Here is an 18,486-nt window from a genome sequence, read left to right as displayed (position 1 = left end):
GCCGTTCATACGGGGCGGTGAAGTCGCATTCCGTCCAGTCGCATTCGTCGTCGCATCCGCATCGAAGGTGCCATGCCTCCCACGCTCGCCTCACTCGTGCACCACACCGCGCTCAAGCTGTCCGTCCTCGCGGGGGAGGACCGGCTGGAGACGCCGGTGCGCTGGGCCCATGTCAGCGAGCTCGCCGACCCCGTGCCGTACATGGAGGGCGGCGAGCTGCTGCTCATCACCGCGATGAAGCTGGACGCCGAGGACCCGGCCGCCATGGCCCGCTACGTCCGGCGGCTGGTCGGCGCGGGGGTGGTGGGGCTGGGCTTCGCGGTCGGCGTCGCCTACGACGAGGTGCCGGCGGCGCTCGTGGCCGCGGCGAAGGAGGAGGGGCTGCCGCTGCTCGTGGTGCCGCGCCGTACACCCTTCATCGCCATCAGCAAGGCCGTCTCGGCGGCGATAGCCGCCGACCAGTACCGCGCGGTGACCGCCGGATTCGAGGCGCAGCGCGAGCTGACCCGCGCCGCGATCGGCGCCGAGGGGCCCACCGCGCTGCTCGCCCGGCTCGCCGCGCACGTCGACGGCTGGGCGGCGCTCTACGACGCCTCCGGCTCCGTGGTCGCCGCCGCCCCCGACTGGGCGGCCCGCCGCGCCGCCCGGCACACGGCCGACGCCGAGCGGCTGCGCGCCCGGCCCGCCCCGGCGAGCGTGGTGGTCGGCGGGGGCGGCGCGGAGGCGGGCGATGAGGCGACGGACCGGGTGGAGCTGCAGTCGCTGGGCACCGGGCGCCGTACCCGGGGCGTCCTCGCGGTCGGTACGGGCGCGCCGCTGGGCACCGCCGAGCGCTACGCCGTGCACTCGGCCGTGGCGTTGCTGACCCTGACCACCGAGCGCTCCCGGGCCCTGCGGGAGGCCGAGCAGCGGCTGGGCACCGCCGTGCTGCGGATGCTGCTCGCGGGGGAGCCGGACCACGCCCGGGCGGTGGCCGGGCGGTTGTACGGGGAACTGCTGGACGCCCCCTTCCGGATGCTGGTGGCCGAGGCGGTGCCGGGCGGTGGCGGACAGGCGTCGCACACGGCGTACGCCACGGACGAGACGGCGGCGGAGACATCCTCGGACGGCGATACGAGCGGTGGCGCGGGCGACCCGGACCGCGCCGATCCCCTCGGCGTGCTCGTGGACGCCATGGAGGCGGCCGCGGCCCGCGCCGGCGAGGCGGTGCTCGTCGTGCCCGACGGCGAGCGGCTGATCGTGCTGGCCCCGGACGGCGGAGCCGCGGTCGCCGGCTGTACGGAGCACGCCGAGGGGATCGAGAGCCGCCGCGGTACGGCGACCCGCCCCCGCGACCGCGGCGCCGCCGCGGACCAGTGCGGCGACCTGGTCATCGGCCTGTCCGCCCCGGCGGGCCCCATCGCGGCCGCGGCCGCCTACCGGCAGGCGGAGCAGGCCCTGTCGGTGGCCCGGCGGCGCGGGCGGGTGCTGGTCGAGCACGAGCACGTCGCGGCGGGTTCGCTGCTGCCGCTGCTCGCCGACGACGCCGTACGGGCCTTTGCCGACGGCATGCTGCGCGCCCTGCGCGACCACGACGCGACGGGCCGCGGCGACCTGGTCGCCTCGCTGCGCGCCTGGCTGTCCCGGCACGGGCAGTGGGACGCGGCCGCCGCCGACCTGGGGGTCCACCGGCACACCCTGCGCTACCGGATGCGGCGCGTGGAGGAGATCCTGGGCCGCTCCCTCGACGACCCGGATGTCCGCATGGAGCTCTGGCTGGCCCTGAAGGCCACGGCCCCGGCGACCCCCACGCTGAAGTCGTCCTGAGGAAGCCCCAGGGCGTCACGCCATTGCGGTGCGCTGCGGGCAGCGACTGCGCCGCCTCGGACAAACGCGCCGCGCGTCCCACGCGCCTACGGTGGGAGGCGAGAGACAACCGCACCATCACCCCACCACTTCAGAAGGGTCGGGATCCGCTGTGCCAGACACAAACGAAGCTGTCACCCATGCGTTCTGGCTCGCCGGTCGCGAGGCGACGGGCGAGAGCACGCTCGAGGTCACGTCGCCCTGGGACGGCCGGCGCGTCGGCGCGGTGAGCGTTCCCACGAAGGCGCAGATCGAGGAGGCCGTGGCGGCCGCCGAGGCCGTGCGCGGGGAGTTCGCCGCGACGCCCGCGCACGTACGGGCCGCCGCCCTCGACCACGTCGCGCGACGGCTCGCCGAGCGCACCGAAGAGATCGCCCGGCTCATCTCGGACGAGAACGGCAAGCCCATGAAGTGGGCGCGCGGTGAGGTCGGACGCGCCGTCTCCGTCTTCCGGCTGGCGGCGGAGGAGGCCCGCCGGTTCAACGGCGGCGAGGCCCAGCGGCTGGACACCGACGCCGGTGGCGAGGGGCGGCTCGCGCTGACCCGCCGCTTCCCGCGGGGCACCGTGCTCGGCATCGCGCCGTTCAACTTCCCGCTGAACCTGTGCGCGCACAAGGTCGCCCCGGCCCTCGCCGTCGGCGCGCCGATCATCCTCAAGCCGGCGCCCGCGACCCCGCTGTCCGCGCTGGTCCTCGGCGAGCTGCTGGCCGAGACGGACCTTCCGGCGGGCTCCTGGAGCGTGCTGCCGGTGCCGAACGACCAGATGCCCGCGCTGGTCCAGGACGAGCGGCTGCCGGTCATCTCCTTCACCGGTTCGGACAAGGTCGGCTACGCGATCCAGGCGTCGGTGCCGCACAAGCACTGCACGCTGGAGCTGGGCGGCAACGGCGCGGCGGTGGTCCTGTCCGACTACGACGCCGACGCCGACCTCGACTGGGCGGCCACCCGCATCGGCACCTTCTCCAACTACCAGGGCGGCCAGTCCTGCATCTCCGTGCAGCGGGTGATCGCGGACGCGTCGGTGTACGAGCGGCTGCTGCCGAAGGTGGTCGCGGCCGTCGAGGCGCAGGTCACCGGCGATCCGTCCGATGACGCGACCGATGTCGGCCCGCTGGTCGACGAGGACGCGGCCAAGCGCGTCGAGTCCTGGGTGGACGAGGCCGTGCAGGCCGGCGCGAAGCTGCTGACGGGCGGCAAGCGCGAGGGCGCGAGCTACGCCCCGACGGTGCTCGCGGACGTCCCGGCGGACGTCACGATCTCCTGCGAGGAGGTCTTCGGCCCGGTGCTCACCATCCAGCGGGCGGCGGATGAGGAGGCGGCGTTCGCGGCCGTCAACGACTCCAAGTACGGGCTGCAGACGGGCGTCTTCACCCGCGATGTGCAGACCGCGTTCCGCGCGCACCGCGCCCTGGAGGTCGGCGGGGTGATCGTCGGCGATGTGCCGTCGTACCGGGCCGACCAGATGCCCTACGGGGGCGCCAAGAAGTCCGGCGTGGGGCGCGAGGGCGTGCGGTTCGCGATGGAGGACTACACCTACGAGCGGGTCATGGTTCTCACCGGGATCGACCTGTAGGCCCACCGCCGGAACGGATACGGCCCGCCCCGGGCTTCGTACGGGCTCTCAGCCTTCGAAGCCGAGGCGGGCCAGCCGCAGGGCCCCGCGCAGCGTGACGTGGAGGTCGTGCACGCCGGTCGGCGGCGTGGGCAGATCGGCGCGGACGGCGGTGTACGCGTAGCGGCCGCCGGTGGGCGGGATGGCGACGGTGGCCAGGGGCGTGCCGTCGGCGAGGTGCAGTTCGACCGCCGCCTCGTCGGCGGCCGCCCCGCCGTCCGTCGCCCCCTCGTTCGTCGCCCCGCCGTTCGTCGCCCCGCCCGCCGTCTCGCGGGACGCCTCGACCGTGACCGCCGTCGCGCCCGCGCCGAAGTCGCAGGCGCGGAAGAGCAGCCGGCCGACCGCCTCGTCGCCGCAGGCCACCGCGTCGCCGCGGGCCTTGGCGCGGTCGACGAGCACGGTGCCGTCCGTCGCGTCGTAGTCCGCGGCCTCCAGCCCGCGCCGCAGCACCGGGCGCGGGGCGGGCGGCGGGCCGTCGAGGGTGAGGGCGGCGGTGCGGCGGATGTCCGCGCTGGAGGCGCCCGCGTGGATCTCGTAACGGCCCGGGTCGACGGTCCAGCGGCCGTGGGCCACGTCCCAGAACCCCAGCGCCTCGTCCACCGGCACGGTGAAGAACAGCCGCACCCGCTCGCCCCGGCGCAAGGCCACCCGGCGGTGGGCGATCAGCCGTCGGTGCGGGCGCGGCACGCGCGCCCCCGGCGCGCTCACATAGATCTGCGCCACCTCGTCGCCGTCGCACGGGCCGGAGTTGGTGACCGTGCACTCGACGGCCAGCGACCCGGCAGGGGCAGCGTCGTCGGTCCGCCGCACCGACAGGTCGTCGTAGTCGAAACGGGTGTACGACAGGCCGTGCCCGAAGGGGAAGAGCGGGGCGCCGTCGAAGTAGAGGTAGGTGGCGCGGGAGGCGATGATGTCGTAGTCCAGCAGATCGGGCAGATCGTCCTCGGAGGCGTACCAGGTCTGCGGCAGCCGCCCGGCCGGTGAGACGTCGCCGAACAGCACCCGGGCCAGTCCGGTGCCCGCCGCCTGGCCGCCGTGCGCGGTCCACAGCAGGGCGGGCAGCGCGCCGGCCGCGTCCCCGACGGCGTACGGATAGCTGCTGGTCAGCACCAGCGCGGTGCGCGGGTTGGCGGCGTGGGCCGTACGCCACAGCCGGTCCTGCCCGGCGGGCAGGGCGAGGGTGGCGCGGTCCTCGGTCTCGCGGCCGTTGATGTGCGGATCGTTGCCCAGGACGACGACGACCGTGTCGGCGGCCGCGGCGGCGCGCGCGACGGCGTCCTCGCCGCGTTCGACGACGTGCCGGTGGAAGACCTCGGCCCGGGAGCGGTCGGCAACCTTCAGGCCCTCGGCGGCGACACAGACATATCCGCCCGTCCCGCCGTGTCTGAGGAGATGTCCGCTCCCGTGCCGCTCCAGCGCGAACGTCTCCTGGACCACCCAGCCGCCGGGCTGCTCGGCGGCGGCCCGGACGAAACCGTCCCCGGCGACCGTCAGATAGCGGCCGGAGGGGGCGCGCAGCGTGAACACGCCCCCGCCCCAGTCGGCCAGCGCCAGGTCGGTGGGGGTGTCGCCGATGGTCAGCGGCGGCAGATCGGTGCGCGCGGCCTGTTGCGCCGGATTGAGCGACGCCTCCCGCGCTCCCTCCCGCCCCTGCTCCTCCGCCACGGCACCGGACGGCACCCGCACCCAGCCCGCCGCGGTGCGCAGCCGTACGGTGTCCGTCCCCTCCACGAACACCACGCGGTCCGCGCCGAGCCGCGCGGCCAGCGCCTCGCGCGGCGAACTGCGGCGCAGCAGAGCGCCGCTGTACCAGTCGAGCTTGCACTCGTCGGCGAGCGGGCCGACCACGGCCACGGTGCCGGTGGTGGACGGCGACAGTGGCAGCAGCCCGTCGTTCTTGAGCAGGACGACGGCCTGTTCGGCGGCCTCCAGGGCGAGCGCCCGGTGCGCGGGCGTGTCGAAACCGGCGCTCCGCGGGTCGGCGTACGGATCGTCGTCCCCGTCGAACTCGCCCAGCGCGCACCGCATCGTCAGCAGCCGCCGCACCGCCGTGTCGATCACGGAGGCGTCGATGAGCCCCCGCTCCAGCGCGCCCCGCACCCGGCCGATCGTCTTCGAGGCGTCCTGGTCGTGGTCGGTGAAGCTGTCCACCCCGGCCAGCAGGGCGGCCGCCACGCCCTCCTCATGGGTGGCGAAGTAGTGCTCGGAGTCGACCAGGTTGGACGGCGCGCCCGCGTCCGAGCACACCACCAGCTCCTGGCCGGTCCAGGTGCGCAAGTGCTCCCGCAGATACGGGGAGACATGGTTGGGCCGCCCGTTGACCAGGTTGTACGCGGGCATCACCCCGGCCACCGCGCCCGCCCGCACCGCGCCGCGGAAGGCCGCGAGGTCGTATTCGTGCAGGACGCGCGGGCGCACGGAGGACGACGTGGTGTCGCGGGCGGTCTCGTTGTTGTGCGCCAGCCAGTGCTTGAGGAGCGGGGCGGTGCGCCAGCGGTCCGGGTGGTCGCCGCGCAGCCCGCGGGTGAAGGCGGCGGCCAGGGTGGAGGTGAGGTACGGATCCTCGGCGTACCCCTCCTCGTTGCGGCCCCAGCGCGGATCGCGCAGCAGATTGACCGTGGGCGCCCACACGTTGAGCCCGATCCGGGGGTCGCGGGCGCGCATGGCCCGTACCTCGGCGCCGACCGCCGCGCCGATCCGCCGCACCAGGTCCGGGCTCCAGGTGGCGCCGAGCCCGACGGCCTGCGGAAACACGGTCGCCGGTCCCATCCAGGCGACGCCGTGCAGCGCCTCCTGCCCGGTGCGGAAGGCGGCGAGGCCGAGCCGTTCCACCGCGGGGGCGTACTGGTGGAGCATCGCGATCCGCTCGTCGGGCGTGAGCCGGGTGAGCAGGTCGTCCACGCGGGCGCCGAGCGGCAGCCGCGGATCGCGGAAGGGCGGACGGGTCGTCGGCGCACCGGGCTCGCAGCCGCTCACAGGTCTCCTCGCGGAGGTCGGAGGTGTGATTCGAAGCGCTTCGATGCTGGAGGGCCGAGCCGCGCCCTGTCAAGACTCGATCGATCAATGCCCCTTGTGCGTCACCCAGTTGGGATAGAACAAGAATCAACGAGCCTTCGTCGACTCCTTCCCGCCCGGCCCTTGCGCGACCTGACCCCCCGACTTAATCTCAGCGCAATATCGAAGCGCTTCGACCATCGGTCGTACGGCGGGCTCGCCACGAAGGGTTGACGCAATGCCGAACTCCCAGGCTTCGGCCTCCACTTCCCCTCCCAGCCGGAGAACCTTCCTGGCCTCCACGGCGATCGCCGCGGCGGCCGTGACGGGAGGCGTTCCGCTGTTGTCCGCGTGCTCCACGGAGGGCAGCGGCGACAAGAACGGCACCACCTCCGGCAAGGACCTGAAGAAGCTGCTGCCGACCTATGTGGCCTCGAAGGTGGCGGACCCGGATATTCCGAGCGTCAACGGCTCCAGTCCCGGCTACACCAAGGCCCCGCCCGCCGCCGCCCTGGTCGCCTCCGTGAAGGGCAAGCCCGGACACGGCGGCAGCTACACCATGTTCGAACCGCTGTGGGGCACTCCGCCGCCCAAGAACAACGCCTATTACAAGGCCGTCAACGAAGCGCTCGGCGCGACGATCAAACTTCAACCGCAGGACGGCAACACCTACGGTGAGAAGCTCAGCGCCGTCCTCGCCTCCGGAGACATCGCCGACATCGTGATGATTCCGCTGTGGGAGATGGGCGGAAAGATCCATGGCGCGGTCAGCGCCAAATTCGCCGACCTCGGCCCGTATCTCTCCGGCGACAAGGTCAAGAAATACCCCAACCTGGCCGCCATTCCCACCGCCGCCTGGCAGATGTCCGTCTTCGGCGGCAAGCTCCGCGGCCTGCCGATGCCCTCCCGCCCGCTCGCCGGAGTCATTCCGTTCTACCGCGAGGACCTGTTCAAGAAGAACGGATACCAGGTCCCCAAGAGCCCGGACGAATTCCTCGCCCTCGCCAAGGAGATCACCCGGCCCAGGAGCAAGGTGTGGGCATGCGACGACATGTGGTGGTCGGCGCAGCGAATCTTCGGCTGCCCGGGCGAAAAACCGTACTACTGGGTGGAGAAGGACGGAAAGCTCGTCCACAAGGTGGAGACCGACAACTACCTCGAGGCCCTGGAGTGGTGCCGCAAGCTCTTCGCCAAGGGCTATGTCCACCCCGACGCGGTCGCGGGCAAGGCCAATGACGCGCTGACCCGCTTCACCTCCGGCCAGACCCTCATCTTCAACGACGGCGACGCCAAATGGTACGGCGCCACGTTCGAACAGGCCGAGCCCCACCCCGACTTCAAGATCCAGGGAATGGACTATTTCGGTCCCGACGGCGGCGACCCGATCATCTATCTCGACCCGCCGGCCCAGATCTGGTCCTTCCTCAACAAGAACCTCGGCAAGGAGCAGATCGAGGAAATCCTCGCCGTCGCCAACTTCATCGCCGCGCCCTTCGGCACCAAGGAGCAGCGGCTCATCGACTACGGCGTCGAGGGTGTGCACCACACCATGAAGCACGGCGTCCCGGTCAAGAACGCCACCGGTGTGCGGGATGTCCAGGACACCTACCGCTTCATCGTGTCCCCGCAGGCCGGCGTCGCCTACCCGGACTTCCCGCAGATGGTCAAGGACTACTGCGGCTGGATGCAGCGCATGGGCACGTTCGCGAAGAAGCCGCTCTTCTACGGCATGCAGATCCAGGAGCCCAATCGCTACGCCTCCCTCTACACCCCCTTCGAGGACCTGGCCAAGGACGTCACCCGCGGCCGCAAGTCGATCAAGGATGCCCAGCGGGCCATCGGTGACTGGCGCAGCGGCGGCGGCGACCGGCTCCGCGACTGGTATGCCAAGCTGCTCGACGAGAACGGCAGCGGCGCCTGATGGCGGTGGACCTCCCCGACCGGAACCTCCGCGACCGCAAGCTCCGCCACCGGAACCTCCCCGACCGGGCGGAAGCCCACGGCCGCCGCCGCCCCGCGGACGGCGTCCGGTGGTGGCACCGGTTGCGCCGCGACCGCACCCTGCTGCTGATGACGGCCCCCGCCGTCGCTCTGCTCCTGCTCTTCACCTATGTCCCGCTGCTGTGGACCACGGTCGCCTTCAAGGACTACGACCCGTTCACCCAGGGGCTGTGGACCAGCCCCTGGACCGGGTTCGACAACTTCACCCTGCTCTTCCAGGACAGCCGCTTCTGGGACGCCTTCGCCAACACCCTCAGCATCACCTTCATCCAGCTGGTGCTGTTCTTCCCGGTGCCGGTCGCGCTCGCGCTGCTGCTCAACAGCGTGCTCAGCGACCGGCTCCGGGGCCTGGTGCAGTCGATCCTGTATCTGCCGCACTTCTTCTCCTGGGTGCTGGTCATCACGATCTTCCAGCAGATGCTCGGCGGCGCCGGGCTCCTCGCCCAGCAGTTGCGCTCCCACGGGTACGAGGGCTTCGACCTGATGACCGACCCGGGGGTCTTCAAGTTCCTGGTCACCGCCCAGCTGGTGTGGAAGGACGCGGGCTGGGGCGTGATCGTCTTCCTCGCCGCGCTGTCCGCGGTCAACCAGGACCTGTACGAGGCGGCCGCCGTGGACGGCGCGGGCCGGTGGCGCCGGATGTGGCACGTCACGCTGCCCGCGCTGCGCCCGGTGATCGCCCTGCTGCTGGTGCTGCGCGTCGGCGACGCGCTGACCGTCGGCTTCGAGCAGATCCTGCTCCAGCGTGACGCGGTGGGGCCGGGCGCCTCGGAGGTCTTCGACACCTATGTGTGGTGGGTCGGCATCGCCAACACCGATTACGGGATCGCCGCCGCGGGCGGCTTGATCAAGGGCGTCTTCAGCCTGGTCCTGGTGCTGATCGCCAACAAAGTCGCCCATATGCTCGGCGAGCAGGGGGTTTACCGGAAATGACGCCGGACATGACCGTGACCGAGCGGCCCGCCGCCCCCGCCGCGACGCCCTCCGCCCACCCCCTGCGCCGGCGCGGCGGGGAGAAGCGCCCGGTGTGGGAGGAGGAGCCCGGCAAGGTCGGCCAGGGGCTCAAGGGCATCACCCTCACCGGGGTGTGCCTGGCGATCCTCGGCCCGCTGTGGGTGGTGATCGTCACCAGCCTCTCCGACCAGAGGACCATCACCGACGCCGGTGGTCTGGTCATCGTCCCCAAGACGATCACCTTCCGGGCCTATACCGAGCTGCTGAGCGGCGGCACGGTGACCCGCGCGACGCTCGTCAGCCTCGCGCTCACCGCGGTCGGCACCGCGATCAGCACGGTGGTCTCCGTGCTGTGCGCCTACGGACTGTCCCGCTCCGGGTCGTTCCTGCACCGTCCGATCCTGATGCTGCTGCTCGTCACGATGTTCTTCAACGCCGGTCTGATCCCCACGTATCTGCTGGTCACCGGGGTCGGACTGGAGGGCAGCTACTGGTCGATGATCCTGCCGAGCGCCATCTCGGTCTTCAACGTGCTGGTGCTGCGCGCGTTCTTCCAGGACACCGCGCCCGAGCTGGTCGACAGCGCCCGCATCGACGGCGCGGGGGAGTGGCGGATCCTGTTCCGGATCGTGATGCCGCTGTCCAAGGCGGTGGTCGCGGTGGTCTCGCTGTTCTACGCGGTCGGCTACTGGAGCCAGTGGTTCAACGCGATGCTCTACCTGAACGACCAGCAGATGTGGCCGCTGCAGATGATCCTGCGCCAGCTCGTCATCAAACAGCAGGCTCCCCAGGGCATGTCCCAGATGATCTCCAGCCAGCAGGTCCCGGGCCTGGCCGTGCAGATGGCCGTCATGGTGCTGGCGCTGATCCCGGTCGCGATCCTCTACCCCTTCGTCCAGAAGCACTTCACCAAGGGCATGCTCATCGGCGCCGTCAAGGGCTGATCCGCGCGAGCCGCCCGCCCGTTCCACCAGCCAGCCCCGACCGGAAAGAGCCGGTATGCCCGACCTGAACGACGCCACCCGCGGCCGCGTCCTCTACGGCGCCGACTACAACCCCGAGCAGTGGCCCGAGAGCGTCTGGCACGACGACGTCCGGCTGATGCGCGAAGCGGGCGTCACCACCGTCACGGTCGGCGTCTTCTCCTGGGCCACGCTCGAACCCCGCCCCGGGGCCCGCGAGTTCGGCTGGCTCGACCGGGTCATGGACCTGCTCCACCAGGGCGGCATCGAGGTGTGCCTGGCCACCCCGACCGCCTCCCCGCCGCCCTGGATGGGCGCCCGCCACCCCGAGACGCTGCCGCGCGACGAGACCGGCGGAGTCGTCTGGTACGGCTCGCGGAACCAGTTCTGCGCCTCGTCCCCCGTCTACCGCGACTACGCGCTGCGCATCACCGAGGACCTGGCCGAGCGCTACGGGAACCACCCCGCCCTGCGGATGTGGCACGTGGGCAACGAGTACGGCACCCACTGCTGGTGCGACACCACCGCCGCCCACTTCCGCCGCTGGTTACGCGCCAGGTACGGCCGCCTCGACGCACTCAACGAGGCCTGGGGGACCGCGTTCTGGAGCCAGCGCTACGACTCCTGGGAGGAGATCATCCCGCCGCGCCGGGCCCAGTACCTCGGCAACCCCGCGCAGGCGCTGGACTTCCGCCGCTTCACCAGCGACGCACTCCTGGAGTGCTTCACCGCCGAGCGCGACGCGCTGGCCGCGCGCACCCCGCACATCCCGGTGACCACCAACTTCATGCCGCTGTTCATCGGCCAGGACGGCTGGGCCTGGGCCGCCGAGGAGGACGTCGTCTCCGTCGACGTCTACCCCGACCCCAAGGACCCGCACGGCGGCGCGTACGGGGCGATGATCCACGACCTGACCCGCTCCCAGGCCGGCGGGCCCTGGGTGCTGATGGAACAGGCCGCCGGCCCGGTCAACTGGCGCGGCGTCAACCACCCCAAGCCGCGGGGCCTGATGCGGCTGTGGTCGCTGCAGGCCGTCGCGCGCGGCGCCGACGGCGTCTGCTTCTTCCAGTGGCGGCAGTCCCGGCAGGGAGCTGAGAAGTTCCACTCCGGCATGGTCACCCACGCCGGGGAGCACGGCCGCACCTATGCCCAGGTGCGCGAACTCGGCGCCCAGCTGCGCGAGCTGGGCCCGGTCGCGGGCAGCGACGTCCCCGCCCGGGCCGCGATCCTGCACGACTGGCACGCCTGGTGGGCGAGCGTCCAGGACGGCCGCCCCTCCTCCCGGCTCCACTACGACCGGGTGCTGCGCGCCTGGCACCAGGCCCTGTGGGGGCGGAACCTCACCACCGACTTCGCCCACCCGCACGCCGACCTCGCCGACTACGCCCTGGTCGCCGTGCCCCATCTCTATCTGCTGACCGATGAGGCGCTGGAGAACCTGGCCGGTTACGTCCGCGGCGGCGGCACCCTCGTCTGCGGCTTCTTCACCGGCGTCGCCGACGAGGACGACCGGGTCCGCCCCGGCGGGGTCGACCAGCGGCTGCGCGACATCCTGGGCCTGCGCACGGTCCACGAGTGGTGGCCGCTGGACGAGGGCGAGACGGTGACCGCCGAGAGCCCCTGGCTCGGCCCCTTCACCGGCACCCTCTGGTCCGAGGACCTGGAGCCGGCCACCGCCGAGACCGTCGCCCGGATCAAGGGCGGTGAGCTGGACGGACTGCCCGCCGTCACCCGCAACGCCTACGGCGACGGCACCGCCTGGTACGTCTCCACCCTCCCCGAACCCGCCGCCCTGCGCGCCCTGCTGGCCCGCGCCGCCGCCGAGGCGGGCCTGCGGCCACCGCTGCCCGGCATCCCCGAGGGTGTCGAGGCCGTGCCGCGCGGCGACTGCCTCTTCCTCCTCAACCACGGCCGCGCCCCCGCGGTCGTCCCCCTCCCGTCCGCGCGGACCGACCTGCTCACCGGCCGCGTGTACGACACCCAGGTCCACCTCGACCGCTACGCGGCCGTGGTCCTGGCCCCGCTCGATTCCCCCCACCCGAAGGGAGCAGCACCGTGCACCGAGCCGCTCGAAAGCTCTTCCTGACCCCGCTGTTCGCGCTCCTCGCGCTCATCGGCTTCGCCGCCGCCCCCGCCCACGCCGCCACCTGGTCCTCCTCGGAGCAGTGGGGCAACTGGTCCACCGGCGGCTACACCCTCTACAACAACATCTGGGGCTCCGGCGCCGGAGCGCAGAGCATCTGGGCCAACTCCGCCAGTGACTGGGGCGTCTGGGCCAACCACCCGAACACCGGCGGCATCAAGTCCTACCCCAACGCCAAGAAGGTCGTCGGCAAGAAGATCAGCGCCATCAACAGCCTGACGAGCAGCTACAACGTCACCGTGCCGGCCTCGGGCGCGTACAACACCTCGTACGACATCTGGGACAGCAACCACGCGTACGAGATCATGCTGTGGGTCAACAAGACCGGCCCGGTCGGCCCCCTCGGCACCTCCCAGGGCACCGTCACCCTCGGCGGCCACACCTGGACCGTCTACAAGGGCAGCAACGGCTCCAACCAGGTCTTCTCCTTCATCCGCAGCTCCAACTCCAGCTCCGGCACGGTGGACATCAAGTCCATCGTGAACTGGATCAAGAACACCAAGGGCTGGTTCGGCGACGTGACCATCGGAGACGTCCAGTTCGGCTACGAGATCACCTCCTCGTCCGGCGGTCTGGACTTCAAGACCAACAGCTTCGGAGTCAGCGCGAGCTGACGCCCCGCGTACCGCCGCCGCCCCCCGACGGCGGCGGTACGCGCCCCGGGCGGGTCAATCCCGCACCGGCAGCCGGGCGCCGTCCCGCAGGAACAGCGGGATGCGGTCCAGCGGGGCGGGGACGGTCACCGGCCGGCCGCCGTCGTACTCCTCGCCCGTCCAGGCGTCCGTCCAGCGCGCGCCCGCCGGGAGGTACGCCGTCCGATCGGTGGCGCCCGCCTCCAGGACCGGGGCGACCAGCAGGTCGGGGCCGAGCAGAAAGGCGTCCGCGACGCCCCAGGCCGCCTCGTCGCCGGGGAACTCCAGGAAGAGCGGGCGCATGGGCGGCAGCCCCTCCTCGTGGGCGGCGCGCATCTGCGCCAGCACGTAGGGCTTGAGCCGCTCGCGCAGCCGCAGACAGGAGCCGAGGACGCGCTCGGCCTCCTCCCCGTACGACCACACCTCGTTCGGGCCGCCGGTCATGCCGGGCCCGAGCGGCAGTCCGGGGTCACGGAAGCCGTGCAGCCGCATGATCGGCGACAGCGTGCCGAACTGGAACCAGCGGATCAGCACTTCGCGGTAGGCCGGGTCGTCCGGGTCGCCGCCGTGGAAGCCGCCGATGTCGGTGTTCCACCACGGGATGCCGGACAGGGCCACGTTGAGCCCGGCGGCGATCTGGCGGCGCAGGGTCGCGAAGTCGGTGCCGATGTCGCCGGACCACAGGGCGGCCCCGTGGCGCTGGCTGCCCGCCCACGCCGAGCGGTTGAGGGTCACCACCTCCTCCTCGCCCGCCGCGCGCAAGCCCTCGTGGATCGCCCGGGCGTTCTCGCGCGGGTAGAGGTTGCCGACCTCCAGGCCCGGCCCCGCGTGGTAGCGCAGATTCGCCGGGAAACCGGGCTTGATCTCCGGTTCGCAGGCGTCCAGCCAGAAGGCGCGGATCCCGTACGGCTCCAGGTAGTTCTCCCGCACCCGCGACCACATGAACTCCCGGGCCCGCGGATGGGTCGCGTCGTAGAAGGCGACGTGGATCCGCTCGCCCTCGCGCACATCGGGCCAGTCGGCGTGCGCCGTGGGCCCGTACTCGGTGCCCACCAGGAAGCCCCGCTGCTCCATCGTCTCGTGGTTCTCGCTCAGCGGGGAGACCGAGGGCCACACCGAGACCACCAGCTTGATGCCCAGGTCGTCCAGCTCCCGCGTCATCGCCGCCGGGTCGGGCCAGGCCACCGGGTCGAATTTCCAGTCGCCCAGGTGCGTCCAGTGGAAGAAGTCGCAGACGATCGCGTCGATCGGCAGCCCGCGCCGCTTGTGCTCGCGGGCCACGGCCAGCAGCTCCTCCTGGGTGCGGTACCGCAGCTTGCACTGCCAGAACCCGGCCGCCCACTCCGGCAGCATCGGCGCGCGGCCGGTCACCGCCGAGTAGCGGCGCTGCGCGGCGGCCGGGTCCCCGGCCGTGATCCAGTAGTCGATCTGGCGGGCGCTGTCGGCGACCCAGCGGGTGCCGGTCGCGCCCAGCTCGACCCGCCCGATCGCCGGGTTGTTCCACAGCAGGGTGTAGCCGCGGCTGGAGGTGAGGAGCGGGATGGACACCTCGGAGTTGCGCTGCACCAGGTCGATCACGGCGCCCTTCTGGTCCAGCAGTCCGTGCTGGTGCTGGCCGAGGCCGTACAGCCGCTCGCCCTCGTAGGCCTCGAAGCGCTGCTCGATGCGGTGGTAGCCGTTGCCGGTGGCGGTGCGCAGCCGCGGCCCCGGCCACCAGAAGTGGGCGCGCTGCTCGGCGAGCAGCTCCCGGCCGCCCTCGGTGGTCTCGAACCGGATCATGCCCTCCGCGGAGATCCGGGCGGTGATCGCGCCGCAGGTCAGCGACGCCTCCCCGGCCCCGATCGCGACGCGCGCGGCCGCCTTGGGCGGGCCGTCGAGGAGCGCGCCGGGGAGGTCCTCCAGCAGCGGCCCGCCGAGCCGGGCGCGCACCCGGATCGCGTCGGGCCCCCACGGCTCCAGACGTACGGTCTCCTGCCGCCCACTCCACTCCAGCGCGCTGCCGCGCTCGGCGAAGGTGCCGACGGTGGGGGAGGACTGGGCGAGCGAGGAAGAGGCGGGCGAAGGCGGCGACGGGTTCACGGAGGCGCTCCTCGGGGGTGCGGCGGTGAGGGGTCGTACGGTCGGTGCGTACGGGGCGCGGCGCCGGCGTCAGGAGGGGGCCGGGCCCGAGCTGGCCCGTACGGTCAGCTCCGGCGCCAGCAGCGCCACCTGCTCGGAGGCGTCGCCCTGCAGCTTGGCCACCACCAGCTCGACGGCCCGCCGCCCCATCTCCTGGGCGGGGATGCCGACCGAGGTGAGCCGCACGGACGCACTCGCGGCCACCTGGTCGGGGCAGATGGCGACCACCGAGACGTCCTCGGGGACCGCCCGCCCCTGCCGTCGCAACAGGCTCAGCAGCGGATCGATGGCCGCTTCGTTCTGGACGATGAAGCCGGTGGTGCCGGGACGCTCGTCGAAGATCCGGGACAGGGTGCCGTCCATCGACTCGTAACTGCCCTCGCACGGCCGGTGCAGCAGCCGCAGCCCCAGCTCGCGGGCGGTCGTGCGCAGCCCGTCCAGGGTCCGTTCAGCGAATCCGGTGTGGCGCTCGTAGACCGCCGCCGCCTCGCCGATCACCGCGATCTCCCGGTGGCCGAGGGCGGCCAGATGCTCGGCGCACAGCGCGCCGGTGGCGGTGAAGTCGAGATCGACGCAGGTCAGGCCGATGGTGTCGGCGGGCAGCCCGATCAGCACGGTGGGCTGGCGGGCCGCGTGCAGCAGCGGCAGCCGCTCGTCCTCCAGCTCGATGTCCATCAGGATCATGGCGTCGGCGAGCCCGCTGCCGGTGATCCGGCGCACCGCCGCCGGGCCCTCCTCGCCGGTGAGCAGCAGCACGTCGTACCCGTGCGCGCGGGCGGTGGTGGCGACCGCGATGGCCACCTCCATCATCACCGGTACGTAGATATCGGTCCGCAGCGGCACCATCAGCGCGATGATGTTGGAACGGCTGCTGGCGAGGGCGCGGGCTCCGGCGTTCGGGTGGTAGCCCAGCTCCTTGATCGACCGCTCCACGCGCTCCCGGGTGGGCGCCGAGATCGAGCGCTTGCCGCTGAGGACGTAGCTCACCGTGCTGGCGGAGACTCCGGCGTGGCGGGCGACCTCGGCGAGAGTGACCATGCGGGGAACTCCGTCCGGCGGGAGAGGGGAGGTGAAGCGCTTCGACAAACCAAACAAGAAGCCAGTACGCAGCCAGTCCACAGACAGCGTGCAGTCAGTAAACCTGTTCGACGATGAGCTGTCCAGAGAGTGTCGAAGCGCTTCACCACGCCGCACCACTTTGCCGACCCGGCCCGCCGGAGGCACACTGAACAGCGGTACGTGCCGGTAATGTCACGAGATCGTCATTTGCGGCAAGGGAGCACCGATGACCGCATCATCCGTCAGGCCGGTGTCCGAGCGTGAAGCGCGCCAGGTCGCCGAAGCCGCACGCGAACAGGTATGGCACAAGCCGAGTTTCGCCAAGGAGTTGTTCCTCGGCCGCTTCCGCCTCGATCTGATCCATCCCCACCCCGCCCCCGCGCCGGACGACGTGCGGCGCGGCGAGGCGTTCCTCGCCAAGCTCCGCGAGTTCTGCGAGACCCGGGTCGATCCCGCCCGCATCGAGCGCGAGTCGCAGATCCCCGACGAGACCATCAACGGCCTCAAGGAACTCGGCGCGCTCGGCATGAAGATCGACACCAAGTACGGCGGCATGGGCCTCACCCAGGTCTACTACAACAAGGCCCTCGCGCTGGCCGGCTCCGTCAGCCCCGCCATCGGCGCGCTGCTCTCGGCCCACCAGTCCATCGGCGTGCCGCAGCCGGTCAAGCTGTTCGGCACCCAGGACCAGAAGGACCGCTTCCTGCCGCGCTGCGCCCGCACCGACATATCGGCCTTCCTGCTCACCGAGCCGGACGTGGGGTCCGACCCGGCCCGGCTCGCCACCACCGCGATCCCGGACGGGGACGACTACCTCCTCGACGGCGTCAAGCTGTGGACCACCAACGGCGTGGTCGCCGATCTCCTCGTCGTCATGGCCCGGGTGCCGAAGTCCGACGGCCACAAGGGCGGGATCAGCGCCTTCGTCGTCGAGACGGCCGCCGAGGGCGTCACCGTCGAGAACCGCAACGCGTTCATGGGGCTGCGCGGCATCGAGAACGGGGTGACCCGCTTCCACCGGGTCCGGGTCCCCGCGGCCAACCGCATCGGCCCCGAGGGCGCCGGTCTCAAGATCGCGCTGACCACGCTCAACACCGGGCGGCTCTCGCTGCCCGCGATGTGCGCGGGCGCCGGGAAGTGGTGTCTGAAGATCGCCCGTGAGTGGTCCGCGGCCCGTGAGCAGTGGGGCAAGCCGATCGCCCGGCACGAGGCCGTCGGCGCCAAGGTCTCCTTCATCGCCGCGACCACCTTCGCGCTGGAGGCGGTCATCGACCTGGCCTCCCAGATGGCCGACGAGGACCGCAACGACATCCGCATCGAGGCGGCGCTCGCCAAGCTCTACGGCAGCGAGATGGCCTGGCTGATGGCCGATGAACTGGTCCAGATCCGCGGCGGCCGCGGCTTCGAGACCGCGGCCTCGCTCGCCGCCCGCGGGGAGCGGGCGGTCCCCGCCGAGCAGATCCTGCGCGACATGCGCATCAACCGGATCTTCGAGGGCTCCACCGAGATCATGCACCTGCTGATCGCCCGGGAGGCCGTGGACGCGCACCTGTCCGTCGCGGGCGACCTCATCGACCCAAACAAGTCCCTGTCGGACAAGGGCAAGGCGGCCGCCAAGGCGGGCGGCTTCTACGCCCGCTGGCTGCCGGGCCTGGTCACCGGCCCCGGCCACCTCCCGCGCGCCTACGCCGAGTTCTCCCCGCCCGGCCACCGGGACCTGTCCCCGCATCTGCGCTACGTCGAGCGCTCGGCGCGCAAGCTCGCCCGGTCGACGTTCTACGCCATGTCGCGCTGGCAGGGCCGGATGGAGACCAAACAGGGCTTCCTCAGCCGGATCGTGGACATCGGCGCGGAGCTGTTCGCGATGAGCGCGGCCTGCGTGCGCGCCGAGATGCTGCGCAGCCGCGGTGACCACGGCGTCGAGGCGTACCAGCTGGCCGACGTCTTCTGCCGGCAGGCCCGGATCCGCGCGGACGAACTGTTCGGACGGCTGTGGACCAACACCGACGACCTGGACCGCAAGGTGGTCTCCGGGGTGCTCTCCGGCTCGTACGAGTGGCTGGAGGCGGGCGTCCTCGACCCAAGCGGCGACGGCCCGTGGATCGCCGACGCCACCCCAGGACCGTCGACCAGGGACAACGTCCACCGCCCCATCAGATGACCGCC

The 18,486-nt window shown here is 72.1% G+C and carries 11 protein-coding genes; 8 read left to right on the top strand and 3 right to left on the bottom strand.

Annotation, left to right across the window (positions count from 1 at the left end; all coding sequences use genetic code 11):
- Window positions 1–72 precede the first annotated feature (72 nt).
- Window positions 73–1,806, top strand: a complete 1,734-nt coding sequence (locus ABZ562_RS31005) for a PucR family transcriptional regulator (protein ID WP_361485871.1) — start codon at window positions 73–75, stop codon at window positions 1,804–1,806.
- A 151-nt stretch (window positions 1,807–1,957) separates the two neighbouring features.
- Complete coding sequence (locus ABZ562_RS31000; protein WP_361485869.1) at window positions 1,958–3,418, top strand: aldehyde dehydrogenase family protein; 1,461 nt, start codon at window positions 1,958–1,960, stop codon at window positions 3,416–3,418.
- Window positions 3,419–3,466: 48 nt separating this feature from the next.
- On the opposite strand, the gene ABZ562_RS30995 is transcribed toward ABZ562_RS31000, so the two are convergent.
- Complete coding sequence (locus tag ABZ562_RS30995; RefSeq protein WP_361485867.1) at window positions 3,467–6,433, bottom strand: glycoside hydrolase family 3 C-terminal domain-containing protein; 2,967 nt, start codon at window positions 6,431–6,433, stop codon at window positions 3,467–3,469.
- A gap of 256 nt (window positions 6,434–6,689) precedes the next feature.
- Between ABZ562_RS30995 and ABZ562_RS30990 the strand changes: the two genes are divergently transcribed.
- From ABZ562_RS30990 to ABZ562_RS30970, 5 genes are read left to right on the top strand one after another with little or no spacing between them, the layout of a single operon-like run.
- Window positions 6,690–8,372, top strand: a complete 1,683-nt coding sequence (locus ABZ562_RS30990; protein ID WP_361485866.1) for an extracellular solute-binding protein — start codon at window positions 6,690–6,692, stop codon at window positions 8,370–8,372.
- A complete protein-coding gene (locus tag ABZ562_RS30985; RefSeq protein ID WP_361485864.1) occupies window positions 8,372–9,385 on the top strand; it encodes an ABC transporter permease subunit in 1,014 nt (337 codons plus the stop codon). The genes ABZ562_RS30990 and ABZ562_RS30985 overlap by 1 nt, the downstream gene beginning before the upstream one ends.
- Window positions 9,386–9,393: 8 nt before the next feature.
- The gene (locus ABZ562_RS30980) at window positions 9,394–10,350 is read left to right on the top strand and encodes a carbohydrate ABC transporter permease (RefSeq protein WP_361485862.1); all 957 of its coding nucleotides are present in this window, start codon (window positions 9,394–9,396) and stop codon (window positions 10,348–10,350) included.
- A gap of 55 nt (window positions 10,351–10,405) precedes the next feature.
- Window positions 10,406–12,454, top strand: coding sequence for a beta-galactosidase (locus ABZ562_RS30975; protein WP_361485860.1), 2,049 nt, complete (start codon window positions 10,406–10,408; stop codon window positions 12,452–12,454).
- The gene (locus tag ABZ562_RS30970; RefSeq protein ID WP_361485858.1) at window positions 12,424–13,125 is read left to right on the top strand and encodes a hypothetical protein; all 702 of its coding nucleotides are present in this window, start codon (window positions 12,424–12,426) and stop codon (window positions 13,123–13,125) included. Before ABZ562_RS30975 ends, ABZ562_RS30970 begins: the two co-directional genes overlap by 31 nt.
- 54 nt (window positions 13,126–13,179) lie before the next feature.
- On the opposite strand, the gene ABZ562_RS30965 is transcribed toward ABZ562_RS30970, so the two are convergent.
- The gene (locus tag ABZ562_RS30965) at window positions 13,180–15,222 is read right to left on the bottom strand and encodes a glycoside hydrolase family 31 protein (protein WP_361485856.1); all 2,043 of its coding nucleotides are present in this window, start codon (window positions 15,220–15,222) and stop codon (window positions 13,180–13,182) included.
- A 69-nt stretch (window positions 15,223–15,291) separates the two neighbouring features.
- Window positions 15,292–16,299 carry a LacI family DNA-binding transcriptional regulator gene (locus ABZ562_RS30960; protein ID WP_361485854.1) on the bottom strand — a complete coding sequence of 336 codons (1,008 nt, stop codon included), beginning with the start codon at window positions 16,297–16,299 and terminating at the stop codon, window positions 15,292–15,294.
- A 247-nt stretch (window positions 16,300–16,546) separates the two neighbouring features.
- On the opposite strand from ABZ562_RS30960, the gene ABZ562_RS30955 reads away from it, so the two are divergent.
- A complete protein-coding gene (locus ABZ562_RS30955; RefSeq protein WP_361485852.1) occupies window positions 16,547–18,481 on the top strand; it encodes an acyl-CoA dehydrogenase family protein in 1,935 nt (644 codons plus the stop codon).
- The last annotated feature ends 5 nt before the right edge of the window (window positions 18,482–18,486 follow it).

It is taken from the genome of Streptomyces sp. NPDC019937 (genome assembly GCF_040631655.1).
In the GTDB taxonomy this organism is placed as follows: domain Bacteria; phylum Actinomycetota; class Actinomycetes; order Streptomycetales; family Streptomycetaceae; genus Streptomyces.
The sequence above is the reverse complement of the archived record's forward strand: the minus strand, read 5'-3'. Positions and strand labels throughout refer to the sequence as shown.